We start from the raw sequence: 18,464 nt of genomic DNA, 5'->3' as shown, positions 1-18,464 counted from the left end.
ACGGGCATATGTGGAGCATTTCCATCATGTTATAGAAGTAAACGCTTTATTTATTAATTAGGATATATAAGTTGAACTAAATTTACACGATAACGGAGAGGACAGAAAAAACCTGAAAAAGCGAAGCTGAAAGCTTTCTGAAAGAAAGCTACTTCGTAAGCATAATCTCACATTTATCACCGGATTTTCCCTTAGGAAAGGGGATCGAAAAAAAATCTGGGGATAACAGTGATTGGAAGGTTGTTCTGTCAGGCTTACAGATGATGAAGGGTGGTGGCAAGCTTGGATCGACGTTTGTTGGAAGATGGACTAGCGATTATCGTTTCCAGTCGGGAACGTACAGGAGATCTGTGGCACGCCCATTATGGGGCGGGTGCGATTGCGGCATATTTTTGGTTGCGGGAAAATCGTCTCACTGCCCTTGCCGCCGGCAGTGTTACCGCCGAAGCAAAAGCCATGCTTCGCCAGCATGGAATCAGCCCTGGTCAGACCTCTCCGATTGGTGAGATGATGCCCAGGGAAGATGCCGAGGCGTGTATTACGGACGCATTGGATCGAACGATTGGAGAACTGCACTGGGTTGGACACCAGGCCATCTACGGGGCAATCAGTCTGAAAGCTATTCGCGAACTGGATGGATGGGGTACTGCGGAGGATATTGGTCGGCTGGTTGAACTGATCGATTCATTCGATCGAACAATCCCGGGAAGATCCTGGATGAACACAACGATGAAAGAAATTCGCAGTCTGAAGCCTGAGAAAAGCGATGGTTTCCCCGAGATTGAAAATCCAGTTCAGTTGTCACGTCTGATTCTGGATGAGCTTGGGGCGTTTCAGACTATCTATCACGCGGAAGCGCATCATGATCTAATCGGTCATATGCTCACCTATGGACATGCGCTTAACATATTATATGAATTGGGTTATCCGGCATTATTCCACAAAGGCATTCCGCCTTTCCTTACCATGGTGAAGGCACTACGCTTAAGCCGAGATGTGGATGTTGAACAGGAGATGCCGACATTGCAATCACCCGTAGACCTGCTGCCACTGGAACGAGCGGAACGATCAGTGGCGCTCCCTCATGAACTGGAATATTGGCTCACCGACAGACGTTCCCGTGACTGGAACGGAGGTCATGTATTTAAATTCCCGTTCAGTTTCTATCATCATGCCAAGAACGGGGAACCTATACCGGAAACATGGGAGAATTTTCGTTATATCATCGCGTGAGATAGAGCCAACAATATGGAACAAACGATATAGAACGAAGGATATGGAACCAACGATATAGAATCAAAATGAAGAGCACTTGCCAAAGCTGGCAGGTGCTTTTTGGTGTTCTAGCGTTAATATTCCAAGCTACTAAAAGCCGAAGCGGATCCGAATGTGTCCGGAGTCTGCATGTTCGAGAACGCACCCTTCATTTACGAGCCCATGTCCTTCATGTGCGATAAACGCTCGTAATATCGTAAAAGGCGGATTGTCTCCCTTCTCATGCAGAGCTCTGCTCCAGACGGATTCGAGGTCTTCCCTCCGGTTTGCGGTTGGGGCAAAGCCTAGAGGAGTGAGAGCTAACGAATCGGAGGCGTCTTATTCAAGGATTTGAAGCGTCTACAGAAATCTGAGGAACCTGAGACACGCTGTATTGGAATAAACAGCCATTTTCAGCGTTAATGTAAGGTTTTTTAGAAAATAGGGTGTCTGATGTTCCTTATAATTTAAAAAGAGAACCTGAATGCCAAATAAGACGTCCTGTGTTCTTTAGAAAATCATCTATCCATTCGCCGGAATTAGCGGGCTGGGACTTCAAGCTTTTTGGACACGGGCACCCATCATTCTAAAATCCATTATCGTATAGCTTGTTTGAATTGAAATGCACACATTAGTTTTATCCAGATTAAAACCGACAATTGTCCGCCCCGGACACGACTACATTCATGCGTATTTCATCCCGATTACCATCAGCGCGAGTGGGAAAAGGCAGTAAAATGGTATTATCGGATCAGCAGCAAGGAAGACACACCGACAGCTCATACGCTAAAGTACAGCCGGCCATGGGGCCGGTTTTTTAATTCGGTGATTGCATCCTTGCCCTGATCGGGTATTAAAGACTAAACAGATAACAGGAGGCTACGTGATATGAAAACAGTATTGTATGTTCCACTCGATGATCGTCCAGCGAATCTGGATGATGTGATTGTGCAAGGGAAAGCAGCCGGTATCCATATCGTTACACCGAACCTGAGTGATATTAAGAATCGTCTGGACTCGGAGAAAACCGTAGATGGCACAACGCTGCTCGGCACCTCAACGCCGGTTTATGGCAAACCGTCCAAGATTCACGACTTTATTCTGAAACATGCTGCCAAGGTCGACGGATTCATTATCTCATCCGATATGCTCGCTTATGGCGGTCTGATTGGCAGTCGTCAGCTCCGTGAAGATGGAGGAGGCGCCTATCCAGAATACGATGATGAGACGACGCGTTTGCTGGATGTGATCCGCGTGATCAAGCAGAAATATCCACGCAAACCCGTATTTGTAATGGACACCATCATGCGTTTGGCTACGACCTCGTTTGCAGATGGCTTGGCGCTTGATGCATATAATGAGTCCCGTGCATTGATGCAGCAGCCACGTCAGACATACACTGAGTTTGAGGATATTATCGAAGGTTATAACCTGTCCCCGGATGGAGTGGAATATGGGACAACGACCTATTTTGATAAAGAACAGTATTACAATACAAGAAAGCATAAATTCAAAACAAATCTGTACATTTTGGATCAGCTGGCTCGCACAGGTTATATCGATTTCCTTGCAGTTGGAGTCGACGATGCTAACACGCAGGGTGTTCAGATCAATGAAATCAAATATGTAGAAGCGCGGATCAATGAATGGCTGGGTGGAACCAATGGACAAAATCCGGATCGTGCTATCGTCTTGCCGGATGCAGATGGTCTGGGGCACGCTTTGGTTGCTCGCATGGCGAACCAGTTGTTCCGAGGCGGGGCGAGGACACGTTACGCAGTGAAATATTTTGGTCCTCACGGCAATACCATCATTAACACGTATGAATACATGGATGTACACGAGAATGTGGTTCGTCATGTGGATATTGTAGGTGGTGTGCTTGTAGCGGATTCGGCATATCCTGAACCGGAGGTGGTGACGGATGTAGGTGCTGGCTTGGAAAATGAACAGCTAGTGGCTGTAGCAGCCGATCAAGTTGTCCCGTTTGACATGACCTCCGAACTGGATCGTATGACGAAGGGTCACCCGGGTAATTCCGGAGAGAACACGGGCATCGACATTGAGATTATTGCCATTACGGCTCTGGATCAGGTGCAGGCTGCGTTGGAGCAATTGACGCTGAATAGTGAGCAAGGTCTGCCTTCGGTATTGATTGATTTTGTGGGTAAAGGACCAGCCAATGTCGATGTTGCCGAAGCATTGCTAAACAGTCCATATACCGGACGGGTTCTGGGTTATAGTGCATGGAATACACCAGGTAACAAGATCGGTATTGCTGTAGGTATGGGGCAGTCGAGGTACGCATTGATCACAACAGAGAAGCATGAGCATAAGTTGCGAGATGCGATGAACGCGCATGGCTCGTTGTTGTTTAAGCGTTTCCTGAAGGATTACTACTACAAAGCAGTAGCGATTGCGGACATCCGCACGTATTCCCGAGCCCATGCGTTGTATACCAACGTGGCTACCCTTTCGGATCAAAATATGTTGCTGTTCAACTCAGAGGAAGACTATGCCCATTTGCAAACATTGCTCCGTGATTTGATGCAGACTTATACCACGGCGCTTGCGAATAAAACAGCCTTCCAGACAGGCAATGTGGCGATTAAGCAGATCTGTAATGACGAATTGTCCTATGCGACGTATGGCAGTGCGCTGCTGGAATATGCGAATCCCGATTTCATCTGGGGGCGTGCATTTGAGATTACGTTGAACCCGCAGGTTAATTTTAATATTGTGTAAAAGATTGCCTCAGATATGCAGCCTATAAGCCATGACCGCTTCCTTTAAACGTTGGCTTAGGCCAGCACTGGAAGAAGGTATGGTGTGGAATGGATCGGAATCAGTTAAGGGGATCGGATCAGGTGATCATTACGATCCCCTTAACATTACGTTTAACTTGCAACGCTACCCTATTGCACCAGCTAACTTATCAAGTGCAATGTACTCCTTATTCGAAAGCTCTTCAATCATTGAAGTCAGTTTGGGTATATTGAGTGAGTGTTCGTTGATTATCATTTGTTTAAGCGTATTGTTTCGAAGAGAACGAGCCTTTAGTTCAATATCCTCAAATAGGTTGTAAAACAGACTGCCATCAATTAATCCAAGTTTATGTAAATAATGAATTCGCTTGGTCATTAACGTCTTATGCTCAGATAACATATGTAATGCTCTTATATATTGATGATCGGCACGAACAGATTCAATTAATTTGCTATAAATGTGGATACCAAATACAGGGTCCAGACTGCCGTGCAGACATTGCTCTTCTGCTGGAATGCCTTCAATGACTTCAAAGTATGCAGCACTATTCGTAGAATTAAGATAATGTTTCAGTGAGATTTTGAAAAACTCCAAATTGAAACGATAGGACTTGAACGAATTCATGGAGATAAGTTGTATACCAAATACATTATCCCAACAGTCCTCTTTATAGTTGATATGTTCATTGACTGCTTGCTCAATCTCATAAAAGGATCCCTTTGTTTTCTTATAATTGGGCAACGGGTCAGGAAAAAAATCTGCGATATTAAATTCTTGATTATCCCGATCATAACCGTATATGAATAAATCATGAGGTGCACTTTCTTCAGTTCTATAGGCTTTAATATGTTGTTTATCGATAAGAACATAAATGTAGTTACCATTATTAATTGACTCTATGAAGAAATCGGTAACATTTAACTTGAGCAATTGGATCATTTCTTTTTGCATACTGTGAATATTTAACAACGGATGGTACTCTCTCATTAATGGCTGGTAGAACTCCAAGTGGAAAGTATCCGGTTGGTAGAAATCAAACCTTAGTTGCATGTGATTCGTAAATAACCATTCATGGTAGGAAGGGTGATTGGGAAGAATAGAGTGCATATTAGCATGAATCGGATAACCTTGAATTACAGGTGAATGCATAATAAGTTCTTTTTTCATGATCAATATCTCACTCTCTACATGGGATAGTTAACTTTTAGCGCACCACAAACGCCTTTCTTAATGCTTCACACTTCGTCTAATTACGTACAGCCTATATACGAAGGATATTACACCTGCAATAAAATGTAAATAAATAACATTGTTTTGATATCGATATAAAAGTGATTGCTGTGTTGGGAAATTAGAACAGGTGTCGTCTTTTTTCCACCCGAACGTCTCCCTTAATCGCACCGAAGTCGTACGGAACACCATCCGCGCTAGGAATGAAAGGGTGTAAGATTGTATTATCGGATCAATAACAAGGGACACACCGAAAGCACATACGCTAATGTACAGACCGGCCAGGTGGCCGGTCTTTTTGATGCGGTGAATGTAGTCCCGTTACTGGTTCGATAGCAATACAGACTCTGAGTTAAAAGGGGGAGTCTACTGCTGCTGCACTGTCGCTGCATCGTGTGGGCAGATCTCAAACTTGCAGCCAAAGGGGGCGAAATGAATGTGTCTATGAGAAATGAAATTAGCACTGCCATGAGCACCAGTAAAATGAGTACGCTCATTAAAAGAACGCTGAAACAGAAGCTTGCGGTACTTGTTCCAGATTGGAACGGTCGTGTGCTGGATGTACCTGCGTCAGGCGAAATGTTGGCCGGGCCTTGTGCAGTCGTTGCGTTTGCCGAAGAAGTGCCGAAGTCTGCCTGGGCGGGATACCGACGGATCATCAAAATCTCCCCATACGCTCGTCCAGAAGATGGCGGCGCTGAACAAGTGGAAGCTTGGTCAGCTGATCTAATCGAAGGATTGCACCAGGTAAGACTGGTGGATGAAGCAGGTGAGGCCTTCACTTGTATCTATTTGGGTTCTTCAGATAGTGACCGGGTGGATGCAGGGTCTGGAATGTTTACGCGAAGTCTACGGTTCGGAGTGTATGTTCCCGAAGACTCGGGAGCTGTCCTCGCTGAAACAGGGGACGCGTGGTTAGCTGCGCTTCAAGACTGGACACAGCAGGAACTTGGCCCGGACTGGTCGGTATATGGGGATATCTGGCCTGGTGGGTACGAGAAGCCGTCTGTGTTATGGCGATTGGCTGGATGCAACACGTCTGTGGCGGGGACTTCGGCATTGGAGGTTCGACAGCAGTGGATTGGGCATGTGCTCACCGATCATTCGGTGCTAACACGCCAGACCGTTACTCGGTTGGTAGAGCAACTTGCAGTGCAATCTCGTCTTGCCGTCACTGAAACGGGTGGCGAAGAGCACGAAGGTAACACACGGTATGTGACGGTGGATGAGATCACGGCAGATCTGCAGACGGATGCATATCTGAATGGTCAGATTCGCCTGACGTTGCAACAGCGGATTCGTCGTCCGGGTACGAATGTACCTTTCATTCGTGAGATTCACCATAGCAAAGGTATGGAGTAAATGTTAGTCGAGAGGAACCTTCTATTAGAGGTTGTTCAAAAAGCCCGCTTTTGATTACAAAGGATGCCTAACGGCATCATCAGCATCGAATATGGAATTCAGTCGAATAAGCATAAGCTTACGAAGTATGTTTCCTTTGGAAACATTGTAGTTGCTCACGTAGTTTTCCCTACGCTCTGCTACTCCATTTCTAACTTCATCCCATCTTCTCGGTACTGAAAACCGATCTTTTTGAACATGCACTTTTAAGAGTGGTTCCAGATTATAGCTTTGAAATGATAGATGTAGCTTCAACATTATAGCTTCATATTCATAGGATCAAAAATTCATAGATCAAGCTTAAAGATCATCGTTTTACGAAATTAGTAGTCCAACAAATGAGGTGAGATGGCAATGGCAAGTTCAGTGAAAAAAAGCAAACAGACAGCCCCGCGGTATACACGGGCAGAACTGATGAATCATGCAGAAGCCCTCTTTGCCGTTAAGGCAGAGGTGCTGTACGGTGCGCTGTACGAAGCGGCGCAAGAGACGTTTTCCATTGAAGAAACGCAGGAACGAATTAACCAATTTATGAAAGCGAAGGTGAAGGGATAATGGCAGGCGGAAATTGGGAGCAAACAAATCGTCCGGTCCTTCCGGGATTATATATGAATTTTCAGGCGGCAGCATCTTCGGCCATTCAAGCAGGTACGCGGGGAACGGTCGTGGTACCAATCAAGGCCAACTGGGGTCCTGTTGGGACTTTTGTTGAAGTAGGGAGCGAAGCGGCGATTGAACGTATCTATGCGTCGAATGTGCTGGACAACGGTACGGCTTATACGTCCTTGAAGCTCGCCCTGTTGGGTGGGCCGAAGAAGTTGCTCGCTTATCGGGTAGCAAGTGCTGCGGCCAAAGCAGCTACGCTTACTTTGAAGGACAGCAGTGATGCCAATGTTCTGCAACTGGATGCGAAGTATCCGGGAGATCGTGCAAATAGATTCTACGTCACCATCCAGCCAGGTGTGATTGATAATACGAAGCATGAAGTGCGCCTTTTTGAAGGCAACCGGATGTTGTATGCCCTCCTGACAGCGGATATTACAGCAGCTTCTCTGGCAAAAGAGATTAACGCGGATGAACAAAATGTCTGGGTAACGGCGCAAGCGATTGGCGATGGTGCAGTTGCAACAATTGCGGGTGCGGCATTCAAAGGCGGCGTAAGTGGCAACGATGACCTGACCAATGCAGAGTACATTGCTGTACAGGGTGCGCTGGAAGGGGAGCAATTCGACGTCTTGGCTTTGGATCAGGCGGCAGATGCACCTCTGCTTGCGAGTTTTGCGGCATGGGTGAAACGTGTACGTAGTGAAGGTAAACCGGTGGTGGCTGTATTTGGCGGTTCCGCAGCGGACGACACTTCTGCTTCAGCAGCACAAAAAGCGGCAGCACGTTCGCTTGCGCTCAACCATGAAGGTGTGATTAATGTCGGTACAGGCGTTCGCCTTGGAGATGCATTCTACAGCTCGGCGGAAACGTCCGCCTATGTTGCGGGACTGATTGCCGGACAACGTCTGAACCAATCCACAACCTATGCAGCTACTCCATTCGATGATGTGACACGTCGCTGGACGCGTGCAGAACAGGAGCAGGCGGTACAGAATGGCGTATTTATTTTCTTCCATGATGGACGTCAGGTGAAAGCACTTCGCGGTGTAAACACACTGGTAACGCCAGCCGCTGGACAGAATAATGCGTGGAAAAAAATCCGTTCCATTCGTGTGTTGGACGCTATCAACACGGATTTGCAGCGCTCCGCGGAAGATACGTATATCGGTAAAGTGAACAATACCGAAGAGGGTCGTCAGGCACTGATTAGTGCCATGAAGGCCTATTTGGCGCTGCTCGCACAGAGCAATGTTATTGAAGCTGACGGTTATGATGTCATTCTTGATCCGGCGTATTATGGTGCTGCACCAGTTCTCAAACCGGAAGCGGATCAGGTATTCCTGCAATGGAATGTAAAGCTGACGGATGTAATGGAGCAGTTGTTTGGTACATTTTACGTGCAATAAGGTTGTATGGAAGGAAAGAACTGTTTTATAGAATAATTACTACACGTTGAACTGATGGTTTACACGATAACAGCGATCGGAAGATTGTTCTGACTGCGGAGTTATACCGTGTAATATTTATTAGTTCAATGAACCCAAGGAGGAAAATATATGTTGGATGCGTCAAGAGTAATTCTCGGTACCCATGGTCAGTTGCATATCGATGGTGTGTGGCAGACAAACATTAACAAGTTGGAAGCGAGTGTGGAGATTGAAAAGCGTGAGCTGAACCTGGTCGGTAACGACTGGAAGGTGCACAAAAACGGCGCGAAAAAAGGAACAGGCACGATGACGGGCTACAAAGTCACTTCCGATATGATCCAGCGCGGCTTCACCAAATTCGAGATTATTTCCAAGCTGAACGACCCAGAATCGTATGGACATGAGAGTGTATTGCTGAGAGGTTGCATGGTGGACAAAATCCAGCTTGCCAACTGGACAGCCGGCGAAGAAGTACCGGAGGAAACGGGCTTTACGTTTGAAGGATTTGAATTGCTGAATCCGATTGTGGCGAACTAAAGATTGGAATAGGCACGTGTGATTGTGCTAGTTTGCTCCAGCGTGGTTGCATAGTTACTTCATATAGTATAGACACCAATGCGGGCCGAGATGATCTCGGTCTCTTTGTTGTCTCTACAGGCTTGGAAGCTGGCATAGATAAACCCATTTGTGAAATAAGAAGGAGATAACGCCCGATGAGTATGAATGAAAATATGTCCGAAGAACAGATTTTGGATCAGTTGTTTGAAGCAGCAGAACGTTTGCCAGAGGAGAATGTGCGCATTCAGCGTCTGGATCTGTTGTTGACCTTGCGTGGACTGACGTCCTCCAAAGTGGATCACATTCGCGAACGCTGTACGATTCGTAAAACGACCAAAGGCCGCACCGAGGAAAAGGTGGACACCGAAACATTTAACGCGCTGCTCATTTCTGAAGCAACCGTGAAATTAAAAGTCCGCAGCCTGGAATTGTCCGGCTGGGGTGACACCCGTATTACCGGCCGCATGAAGTTGTCCTGTGGCGAACAGGCGGTACGTCGTATGTTGCTCGCTGGTGAATTGGATGCCGTAGGTGATAAAGTGCTGGAGCTGTCCGGCTTTGGTGTGGAGATTGAAGACCTAAAAAACTGATTCACTCCGGCGGAATGACCACGTTCCTGTATCACATGTGGGTACGTCATCATCTCCGGCCCGGAGAGTTCTGGTCTTTGCCACGCGGGGAGCGCTCGCTGTTGATTGCGTTCTCGGAAGAGGAAATGTCAGCGATAACTTCGCAAATGAATCGATAACGATATAAGGCAGGAGGTGAAAAAATGGCAGAAATGATTGTAGGTTTGTCCAAATCCAATGCGGAAATGCGGACAACCCTTCGTTATCTGGATCAGATTCAGCGTTCCACGGAACGTCTGGGCAGAGTTCGTTATCAGAGTCTGATCAAGGTGAATAATGAGCTGAGAACGACTGGACGCAGGTTGGAGCATATTTATAGTATGGCTGTGCGAATCAGCAGGCTGCGAATCACACCGACGGTTGATCTGGTTGACCGTGCTACTCCGGCATTGAATGGTTTGTTGAGAAAAATGAAGCAAATCCGATCTAAGATGTTGAATGCTACAGCTAGTGTGCAGCTCAAAGTCAGCCACCAGATTTCAGGAGTATCCGTTAATGTGAATTCACAGCCACTGATCGATGCTTTGAATACAAATACCCAATCTATTAATATGCTGAGTACCAAGCTAGACTCTATCAATATTGGAGCGGCACCAGCGGCCGAAGCGAAACCTAAAACTTTTTTGCAGAAGATGAAAGGTATGTTTGATCGTGGGAAATCAATCTCATCTGGTGTGGGGAAAGTCTTTGATGCAAGAAATAGTGGGAAGAAGCTATGGAAAGAAATCACAACACCTGCCACACCGGGGAATAAATTGAAAAAGGCGTTCAAGGTTACAAAACGTGGGGCAAAGTTTGTGAATGATTTCTCGTCCGCAGGGTCCGATTTGATCGGTGGATTCGATGGATTGTGGGGCGATGTAAAAGGTCTCTTTGGTGGAGGTGGAAGCGGAAGTGGGGCAGGTGGCAGTGGTGGGTCTGGCATCATAAGCAAGCTTGGTGGCAACCTCGTTAAAGGAGCGGGAAAATTGTTCGCACCACTCCGTATGTATAACAATATTAAAGAACTTGCAAGCGCCCCACCTGAGGATCGTGCTCGTGCGGTTGGTTCGGTTGCTGGTAATGCAGTAGGAACAGCTATTGGTACCGTACTTGGCAGTGTAATTCCAATTCCGGTGGTTGGGAACATGCTGGGCGGTTCAATAGGCGGTTGGCTGGGTGAAAAGGCAGGCGGTTGGCTGGGTGACAAGGTAGGTGGATTCCTAAAAAACAACGCGGAAGACATCTCAAAAGTAGCAAAATTTGCTTCTGAGGGAGCGAGTTACGTGGCGGAGAAAACGACGAATTTGTTCAATGGGGTTGCAGGTTTTTTTGGTTTCGGTTCTAAAAAGGAAGAGCAGACCGCCCCAGCCGCAGCGGTCATAACGTCACCCTCAACACCTGTAGCAACGCAGACACCACCCCCTCCACCGATAGCACCTCAGATGCCGCCTCCATACAGGTCGGCAGTTCTATCGATCACCGGTCCAGAAGCCTACATGAACAATCGATTTGGTTCACCGACGGCTGCGGGTCTTATGGGAACAAGTGTGATGCAATCCCAAGCGGTAGCAATGAATAACGCGGGTCAACCCAATGAGAAAGCTTCGCCGCTCACAGTGCGTATTTCCGAAGAACAGATGAGCAGTCTGGCAGGTTACCTTAAGGATTTCAAAACGGAAACGACGAACCAGATTGCTGTGAATATTGCACCGGGTACGGTACAAGTGACCGTTCGGGAGAACGCTATTGATTATGACGCAGTTTCTCATCAGGTGGGGCAACGTATCTCTGATGAGTTCCGCCGCGCGATGCAAAATCGCAAAACAATTATGGCCTAAGCAGAAAGGAGGCCGCAGATATGTCTGTACTTGAAGATAAAGTTGGTCCTAACAAAATGTCATTTACGTTGAAGGATGGCAATACTCCATTTCAATTTCCGGTAAACCCTGAAGAAGTTAATATTTCCAGATCTAAGGGATATGAAACGGTCAATATGTTGGAGCATGGCGAGTTTGATTTTGCACAAGGGGAGAAGGTGAAGGAGATCACCTTCTCTTCTTTTTTTCCGAAACGATATGATCCGTCCTATTGCATGGATGAAAAATATTTTCTGGATCCACGCGTGGCGATGAATGTGTTGAACACTTTTCTCATCTCCAAAAAGCCGCTGCGTTTCATCATTTCAGAGACGGGCGTGAACGTGCCTGTTTTTATTGTTTCGCTTAATTCGAGCTTTCGTGGGGGGGAGACAGGGGATATTTATTTCGACCTGACCCTACGCACATGGCGGGATTCCAAGGTGGAGAAGGTGGGCTCTGCGGCATCCGCGAGCAAGTCAGGTTCTCGTACCGATTTGAAAAAAACCAGCAAGACCTACACCGTCAAATCTGGCGACTCCCTGTCCAAAATAGCAAAGCTTGAGCTGGGTAGCAGTTCCAAATGGAACGAGATCTACAAGCTCAACGCAAAGGTCATCGGGAGTGATCCAAACCGGATCAAGCCCGGGCAAAAGCTGGTGATGCCATGACCTACAAGGTCATTGTCGACGACAAATACGACATCACCAAGTTGGTGGAGACAATTACGCTGAAGGACTCGCTTGACCAGATTGCCTATCAGGCCAACATCCGGCTGGCGGTGTCTGCATCTTCCGGTCTGCCTTCGATCTCACCGGGCATGGCGGTGCGGATTAGCGGGGTTCCTTTTGGCGAAAAATCCATGGTTCATCTGCTGCATCCTGCGGTCATCTGGGAGGTGGAAAGCTCGAACAGCGGCACTAAGCGGCTATCTCTCACGGTGTACGACCGAATGATATATCTGGAAAAATCAGAGGACGAGTTCCTGTTGCCTAAGGATCAGACCGCTACGCAACGACTCAAAACCTACGCCAAAGAGTGGAAGATTCCATACGCTACATTGCCAGAAACCAAGACAAAGCTGGGAAAAGCCGTGTATCGGTCACAGACGATCTTCTCGATGATGTTTGCCGATCTGAAAGAAACGGCGAAGTCCGGCGGGGAAATGTACCATCCACGGATGACGCCCGGTGGGTTGCAGCTCTTCCAGGTTGGAAGTAATGCAAAGGTGTATGAACTTGATCGACTAATTGATCTGACCCAGATGCGTACGCTCGAAGGGGCGGTTACCAAAGTTAAAGTCATGGCAGCCTCGGAGTCACCGAGTGGCAAAGAAGTTCCTTCCAAAGTGCTGGCGATTGAGCAGAATGGTGTGGAAGAACTGGGCACATTGCAAAAGCTGGTAGAGGACGATCAGGTGAAATCGACAACTGCCGCGAAAAAACTGGCGAAAAGTCATCTGACGGGTATTCAGGAGACTTTTACAATATCCGCACCGGATGTGAATACGATTCGCGCCGGGGATGCAGTGTTGTTAAAAGGACTGAAGCTGATCGTCATGTCGGTCAGCCGTGATCTGTCTGCCGGACCTGGAACGATGACGTTAGAGTTGGGGACGGCTGAGCTGGTGAAAAGGAGGCATTACCTTGAATAAAGATGATCCGTATGGGCATTTTGCCGACGTCATGCGGGGCGCGATGAGCACGCATTCCCGTCAGGCAGTGAGCGGGCTGGGAGCAGTACTGGGTACGATGACCTCAACCGGCGTGAAGCTGGATGATTTCAAGCACGAAGTGCAGGATTACCTCGTGGCCGAGTTGCCGGGCACGCTTGGACTGCCGGAGCGCGAGGCTGCTGGCGCGATCTCCGGTATACCTGACGTGGCAAATGGCGGAACGACGGGCACGGGACGGTTTCTTTTGCAAAAAGAGGAAGTGGAAGAAACGGTGTTGTCTCTTGGCAAAGGTCTGAAAGCGGGAGATCGTGTGCTGGCGATGCGCGTGAATGGCGGTAACGACATTGTGGTGCTGTGTAAGGTGGTGAGTGCACATGCCTAGTTTGTTCCCGGAAACGGGCGTGGTCTGGGGAGATGAGGACGATCTGTCGGGGGCGGCTTCGGAAGAGGCACGCTTTGGACGGAGCTGGCGATTTGATTACGATGCAGGGGATTTTGTATTGACCCCGAGTGGCAAAGTAGCTGCGGCGGGTGCACACGAAGCCTGGGTGCAGTGGTGCATTAAGGCCGTGAAAACGCCACGTTACAGACATGTGATCTATTCTAGAAACTATGGTACGGAGCTGGAGGATCTGGTGGGGCAGGGTGACAGCCGGGGAGTGATGGAAAGTGAGATTAGCCGGATGGTGACGGAGACGTTGCTGGCTGATCCACGCACGGATTCAGTAGACCAGTTTACGTTTGATTGGAACCGGGAGCAGTGCATGTTCTCGTGTCGGGTGGCGAGTGTGCAGGAAGAGATGTTTATTCTGGAAAGTGAGGTGATCTGACGGGATGGCTGAGATTCCGCGTTATTTGGAGGACCAGACGGAGGAACAGATTATGCAGCGTATGCTGGATCGTCTGCCCGCGGATCTGGATAAGTCGGAGGGTTCGTTCCTGTGGGATGCGGAAGCTCCGGTAGCGTTTATGCTGTCTGAGGCGGCGTTGTGGGCGCAGGAATTACTGCGGCGGGGGTTTGCAAGTACGGCTGCGAGCAGTGATCCGAATTTTCGTTCGGAAGAGCTGGATCTGCGGGCGGGAGAGCACGGTATTACGCGGAGAGCTGCTGTGGCAGCTCAGGGTGCTGTGAGATTCGCGGGTACGCCGGGGAAAGTGGTGCCTGCTGGAACGGTCGTAGCTACGCTCGCGGATGAAGTATCTGCTGAAGCTTCGCTCGAATATGAGACGGTAGGACGTGTGGAACTGGATGCTGAGGGCTCCGGTGTGGTAGGCGTGCGAGCGCTTGTTGCCGGAAAAGAGAGCAATGTGCCTGCGGGCACGGTAACTGTGTTGTCTACACCTGTAAATGGCGTGACTTCTGTCACGAACATTGAGGTGATCAAAAGCGGTGCAGATATTGAGGCTGATACGGCGCTGCTGGAACGTTTTTATGCCAAAGTCCGCAACCAAGGGACAAGCGGCAACAAGTCGCAATATGTGCAATGGGCCAGTGAAGTGCCAGGTGTTGGTGCAACGCGTGTCATTCCGTTATGGCAGGGGCCGGGCACGGTGGGATTGTATTTGCTGGACACGGAAAAGCGCGCTGCGGGTACCGATTTGGTAGCGGCTGTGCAGAAGTACGTGGACCCGACGCAGGATGGACAGGGTGAAGGCGTTGCACCGGCGGGGCCAGTGGTGACTGTCATGCCAGCAGAGGAAGTGCCGATGAACATTCAGGTGAAGCTGACGCTGGCAAGTGATGCGACACTGGCCGATGTACGGGCATTGATCGAACGCGGGGTGACCGCGTACTTGAAACAGTTGGCTTTTGCCGATCCACTCGTTCGTTACACTCGCATTGCCGCGATCCTGCTGGACATTCCGCCTATTATCGACTATTCGGAGCTTACCGTGAATGGTGTGAGTGACCAGAATATTGAGATGACTGCGAGTCAGGTGGCCGTGCTGGGGACGGTGGATGTGCATGAGTAGTGTTGGGCAGACGGTTGATCAGGATGTAATTGGGGAGTGCGGAGACTTAAGAAGATCGGGAGAAGTACGCGGATCCGGATTGGAACTGGTGAGCGAGACACTCCAAGTTGATGTGCAAGGAAGGGAGGGAACAGGGCATGAGTGCTCCTTCTATTGTAGATGTTGGACTGACGAGTGAGAAAGGGCTGGAGTTGTTCTCGTATTTGCCCAAGTATTATGAGACTTCTCGTGTAATGCAGGCCGATATGCAGGCCAAAGGCACCGAGATGGATCTGCTGTATCAGGCGCTGGATGAGACATTGGAGCAGTTTTTTGTCCGTACAGCGACGTGGGGGTTGGACTTCTGGGAGCAGGAGCTTGGCATTGAGACGGATCGTCTCAAACCCGTAGAGCAGCGCCGTGCGGTGGTGGAATCGAAGCTGCGTGGTGCCGGGAAGTTTTCGGGGAGACTGGTTGCGAATGTGGCTGAGGCTTATGCCGGGGGCAAGGTGGATGTAACTTTTCGGCCGGAAGCGTGGAGTTTTACGGTGAGCTTTGTGGATACGATGGGCATCCCGCCCAATATTGATGATCTTAAACGGGCAATTGAGGAATTAAAACCGGCCCATATGGCCGTGGAGTATGAGTATCGCTATCTGGTGTGGGATGATCTGGACAAGAAGCAGAAAACATGGGATGAACTGGACGCCGCGTCCTTGACGTGGAATGAACTGGAGGTGTGGGCGTAATGCCACAAGAAACGGATCGATTGAAGTTACCTCTACCTTTGGGGAACGAGAATGTGACCCGGGAGAGTATTAATGGAATTTTTGAAAAGATTGATGCTGGTGTTGCGACGCAGGCGGATTTGGATACGCTTCGTGAAGCGGTGAGTCAGATGGATATTCCCGATGCGTCTTTGACGCAGAAGGGGAAGGTCCAGTTGTCTAGTAAGACGGATGGTACGTCTGAGGCGGTGGCGGCGACGGAGAAGGCCGTAAGGGATGCGAGGGTGGCGGCGATCAATGCAGCGTCTACAGATGCGACAACAAAAGCTAATGCGGCGGTAGCGCCAATTATCAGCTTGGATTCGTCCAATCTTGTTCAGAATTCGTCCGCAAACTTAGGGCTTTACGGGTGGAGTGACTATGGGTCAGCTCCATGGTCTGTGACCGCTGGTACTAACTTTAGAACGCTGAAGTATTTTCAAGTAACAGGAGCTGTGGCGGCTAACAGTTATGCAGTTCTTGATTCTAACCCAACCAATGTCATCGCTGGGACATACAACTTACAAGCAATGTTTTATACATTAGGAATGACAACGGGCATTTTGCTTATTGAAGTTAAAAATGCCAGTGATGATATAACAATCAATTCGCTTGTCGCCGACGCTAATTCCAATTGGCATCGGAAGTCGAAAACAGTAACTATTCCTTCCGGTGTAACATCGGTAAAACTTCGTCTGGTTGTAGCGGGTGGAGCATCCGGGGTTCCCGGGAGTGTTAAAGCTATTTCAAGGATTAAGTTTTCAGCGGGTGCGGTGGATGTACCGTACACCGCTGAAGCTGACGACCTTGCGCTTTTTCAATCTGGCGTTGATGCTAAAAACGGCATTGTGGGTGCCATTAACGCCAAGGGTGGCAATGCATCCACAAGTGACACATGGGTAACGTTGATGGCAAAAATAAACGCAATAGAACAAGGGCAATATGCAAAGTTTTCGCCAGATGTACGCGGTAATTATATAAACGTACCCGCTGGTTTTTCGGGACAAGTAGGGTCAGATATAGCAACTTTTGCAGCAGGAACAAAAGTTATTAGCCTTTTTACTAATTCGGCAGGTAACATGCTATCTCAATGCAACTATGGTGCTATTTCAGTTGCGTTTTCCCTTCGCGATAATCAGGGTGTTTTATGGCCCATACACACTCCGCATGGCAACAACACAGGTCTTTATTTTATTATGAGTGTTTTATTTTGCCAAATTGATTTAGTAGCCCGATCTATTTCTACTTATTTGAGGGTATCAACCGATGGTGCTTATTATACCCAGGGGCCTTTCGCCCCTAGTAATTTCAATACACAAGGCCCCATTAAACTTGTATACGCTGTGTACGATAATACATGGGCTCAATCTAGGGAGGTGTACTATAAAGTTACATTGACCTCCATTGTTTCAGGGTAAGCCAACTCTTAATGATAAGATAGAGAGTATTAAAATGAGTAGTAGGGGACATGGTGTAACCCTTACAAAGCTGTATACCAAAGGGGAGCAATAGCGAAGGGTATGACGTTGTGGACAAGTATCGGTTATAAACGTACACTCATTGCGATCGCACAAATTTTAATGATTATCACGAGTATTATTGCAGTGGTACATGGCGGGAAAACGGATAACTAAACACTATGAACATAAAGGTAGGATTACTGGAAGGTGCGAACTGGTCGAGTGGGGTAAGTGCTCTATATCACAAGGAAGATTATACTTGTGTGAAATAAATCAAGTGTTGTGGTACTGCACCAATAGAATTTGAGGGACGTAGCATGTTCAAAAGTGATTTTTTTAGGAAGTGAAGGAAGTGAACGAAAGCTCGCAAACCTTTTTAGGAGGTGAAACCATGGAAAAATGGGAAACCATATGGAAGTCTTTTATCGCTCTGCTAAGCAGCTCAGCAACCTACTTCTTCGGTGGTTGGTCAGGCGTGCTCGGGGTACTACTCGTATTCGTCATCCTCGACTACCTAACGGGTATCGCAGCGGCGGGGGCGAGTGGCAAGCTCGAAAGCAATGTCGGGATGTTCGGCATCGCGCGAAAGGTATTTATATTTGCAATGGTATCGGTGGCTCATCTGGTGGACGGTGTTCTGGGAGACGGACATTTGTTCAGGGATACGGTCGCCTTTTTTTATATCGCGAATGAGCTGTTATCTATTATTGAGAATGGGGGCAAACTGGGAGCACCCATTCCGCCTGCGATCCGGCAGGCCATTGAAGTGCTCAAAGGCAAGGGAGGGGACGGTGGGATTCCCGGTAGCTACACTCCTCATTCCAGAGAATCTATTGCACCGTCAGATCATGAGGACGTGGATCAACAGATTAGAGACGATACGAAGTAAGGATTCAGCAT

At 48.3% G+C, this 18,464-nt stretch carries 18 protein-coding genes; 17 read left to right on the top strand and 1 reads right to left on the bottom strand.

Translation table 11 applies throughout. The features are described 5' to 3' along the window. The first annotated feature begins 282 nt into the window (after positions 1–282). Together PAEAM_RS31440 and PAEAM_RS31435 are read left to right on the top strand one after the other, a co-directional pair. Positions 283–1,233, top strand: coding sequence for a hypothetical protein (locus PAEAM_RS31440; RefSeq protein WP_100530014.1), 951 nt, complete (start codon positions 283–285; stop codon positions 1,231–1,233). A 909-nt stretch (positions 1,234–2,142) separates the two neighbouring features. Beyond that, a complete protein-coding gene (locus PAEAM_RS31435) occupies positions 2,143–3,999 on the top strand; it encodes a DUF4127 family protein (RefSeq protein ID WP_100530013.1) in 1,857 nt (618 codons plus the stop codon). A 165-nt stretch (positions 4,000–4,164) separates the two neighbouring features. On the opposite strand, the gene PAEAM_RS31430 is transcribed toward PAEAM_RS31435, so the two are convergent. Next, positions 4,165–5,187: a hypothetical protein gene (locus PAEAM_RS31430; protein ID WP_100530012.1), complete on the bottom strand. Its 1,023-nt coding sequence runs from the start codon at positions 5,185–5,187 to the stop codon at positions 4,165–4,167. A 501-nt stretch (positions 5,188–5,688) separates the two neighbouring features. Here PAEAM_RS31430 and PAEAM_RS31425 point away from each other — a divergent pair. From PAEAM_RS31425 to PAEAM_RS31360, 15 genes are all read left to right on the top strand, one after another. Next, positions 5,689–6,612: a hypothetical protein gene (locus PAEAM_RS31425; RefSeq protein ID WP_133120506.1), complete on the top strand. Its 924-nt coding sequence runs from the start codon at positions 5,689–5,691 to the stop codon at positions 6,610–6,612. Positions 6,613–7,005: 393 nt separating this feature from the next. After that, positions 7,006–7,206, top strand: a complete 201-nt coding sequence (locus tag PAEAM_RS31420) for a YqzN/YkzM domain-containing protein (RefSeq protein WP_017690177.1) — start codon at positions 7,006–7,008, stop codon at positions 7,204–7,206. Continuing rightward, complete coding sequence (locus PAEAM_RS31415; protein ID WP_100530010.1) at positions 7,206–8,663, top strand: phage tail sheath subtilisin-like domain-containing protein; 1,458 nt, start codon at positions 7,206–7,208, stop codon at positions 8,661–8,663. The genes PAEAM_RS31420 and PAEAM_RS31415 overlap by 1 nt, the downstream gene beginning before the upstream one ends. A gap of 150 nt (positions 8,664–8,813) precedes the next feature. Continuing rightward, entirely contained in the window at positions 8,814–9,221 is a 408-nt protein-coding gene (locus PAEAM_RS31410) for a phage tail tube protein (protein WP_036611426.1), read from the top strand. Positions 9,222–9,397: 176 nt separating this feature from the next. Beyond that, the gene (locus PAEAM_RS31405) at positions 9,398–9,832 is read left to right on the top strand and encodes a phage tail assembly chaperone (protein WP_100530009.1); all 435 of its coding nucleotides are present in this window, start codon (positions 9,398–9,400) and stop codon (positions 9,830–9,832) included. A 35-nt stretch (positions 9,833–9,867) separates the two neighbouring features. Continuing rightward, positions 9,868–9,990 (top strand): hypothetical protein, encoded by a 123-nt coding sequence (locus tag PAEAM_RS32585; RefSeq protein WP_255319811.1) that lies wholly within the window; start codon positions 9,868–9,870, stop codon positions 9,988–9,990. A 24-nt stretch (positions 9,991–10,014) separates the two neighbouring features. Then, entirely contained in the window at positions 10,015–11,691 is a 1,677-nt protein-coding gene (locus PAEAM_RS31400) for a hypothetical protein (protein WP_100530008.1), read from the top strand. A gap of 56 nt (positions 11,692–11,747) precedes the next feature. After that, positions 11,748–12,380: a LysM peptidoglycan-binding domain-containing protein gene (locus PAEAM_RS31395; RefSeq protein WP_100530037.1), complete on the top strand. Its 633-nt coding sequence runs from the start codon at positions 11,748–11,750 to the stop codon at positions 12,378–12,380. Next, on the top strand, positions 12,377–13,363 hold the full coding sequence (locus tag PAEAM_RS31390) for an XkdQ/YqbQ family protein (protein ID WP_047841938.1): 987 nt from the start codon (positions 12,377–12,379) through the stop codon (positions 13,361–13,363). The genes PAEAM_RS31395 and PAEAM_RS31390 overlap by 4 nt, the downstream gene beginning before the upstream one ends. Beyond that, the gene (locus PAEAM_RS31385) at positions 13,356–13,766 is read left to right on the top strand and encodes a hypothetical protein (protein WP_100530007.1); all 411 of its coding nucleotides are present in this window, start codon (positions 13,356–13,358) and stop codon (positions 13,764–13,766) included. The genes PAEAM_RS31390 and PAEAM_RS31385 overlap by 8 nt, the downstream gene beginning before the upstream one ends. After that, on the top strand, positions 13,759–14,214 hold the full coding sequence (locus tag PAEAM_RS31380; protein ID WP_100530006.1) for a DUF2634 domain-containing protein: 456 nt from the start codon (positions 13,759–13,761) through the stop codon (positions 14,212–14,214). Before PAEAM_RS31385 ends, PAEAM_RS31380 begins: the two co-directional genes overlap by 8 nt. A 4-nt stretch (positions 14,215–14,218) precedes the next feature. Beyond that, positions 14,219–15,358 carry a baseplate J/gp47 family protein gene (locus tag PAEAM_RS31375; protein ID WP_100530005.1) on the top strand — a complete coding sequence of 380 codons (1,140 nt, stop codon included), beginning with the start codon at positions 14,219–14,221 and terminating at the stop codon, positions 15,356–15,358. Between the two features lie 137 nt (positions 15,359–15,495). Next, the gene (locus tag PAEAM_RS31370) at positions 15,496–16,086 is read left to right on the top strand and encodes a YmfQ family protein (protein ID WP_100530004.1); all 591 of its coding nucleotides are present in this window, start codon (positions 15,496–15,498) and stop codon (positions 16,084–16,086) included. Beyond that, on the top strand, positions 16,086–17,522 hold the full coding sequence (locus tag PAEAM_RS32140; protein WP_100530003.1) for a tail fiber protein: 1,437 nt from the start codon (positions 16,086–16,088) through the stop codon (positions 17,520–17,522). The genes PAEAM_RS31370 and PAEAM_RS32140 overlap by 1 nt, the downstream gene beginning before the upstream one ends. A 433-nt stretch (positions 17,523–17,955) precedes the next feature. Then, entirely contained in the window at positions 17,956–18,453 is a 498-nt protein-coding gene (locus PAEAM_RS31360; protein WP_100530002.1) for a phage holin family protein, read from the top strand. Positions 18,454–18,464 lie beyond the last annotated feature (11 nt).

The sequence above is a fragment of the Paenibacillus sp. GM1FR genome, from assembly GCF_002803315.1.
Lineage (GTDB): Bacteria > Bacillota > Bacilli > Paenibacillales > Paenibacillaceae > Paenibacillus > Paenibacillus amylolyticus.
The sequence above is the reverse complement of the archived record's forward strand: the minus strand, read 5'-3'. Positions and strand labels throughout refer to the sequence as shown.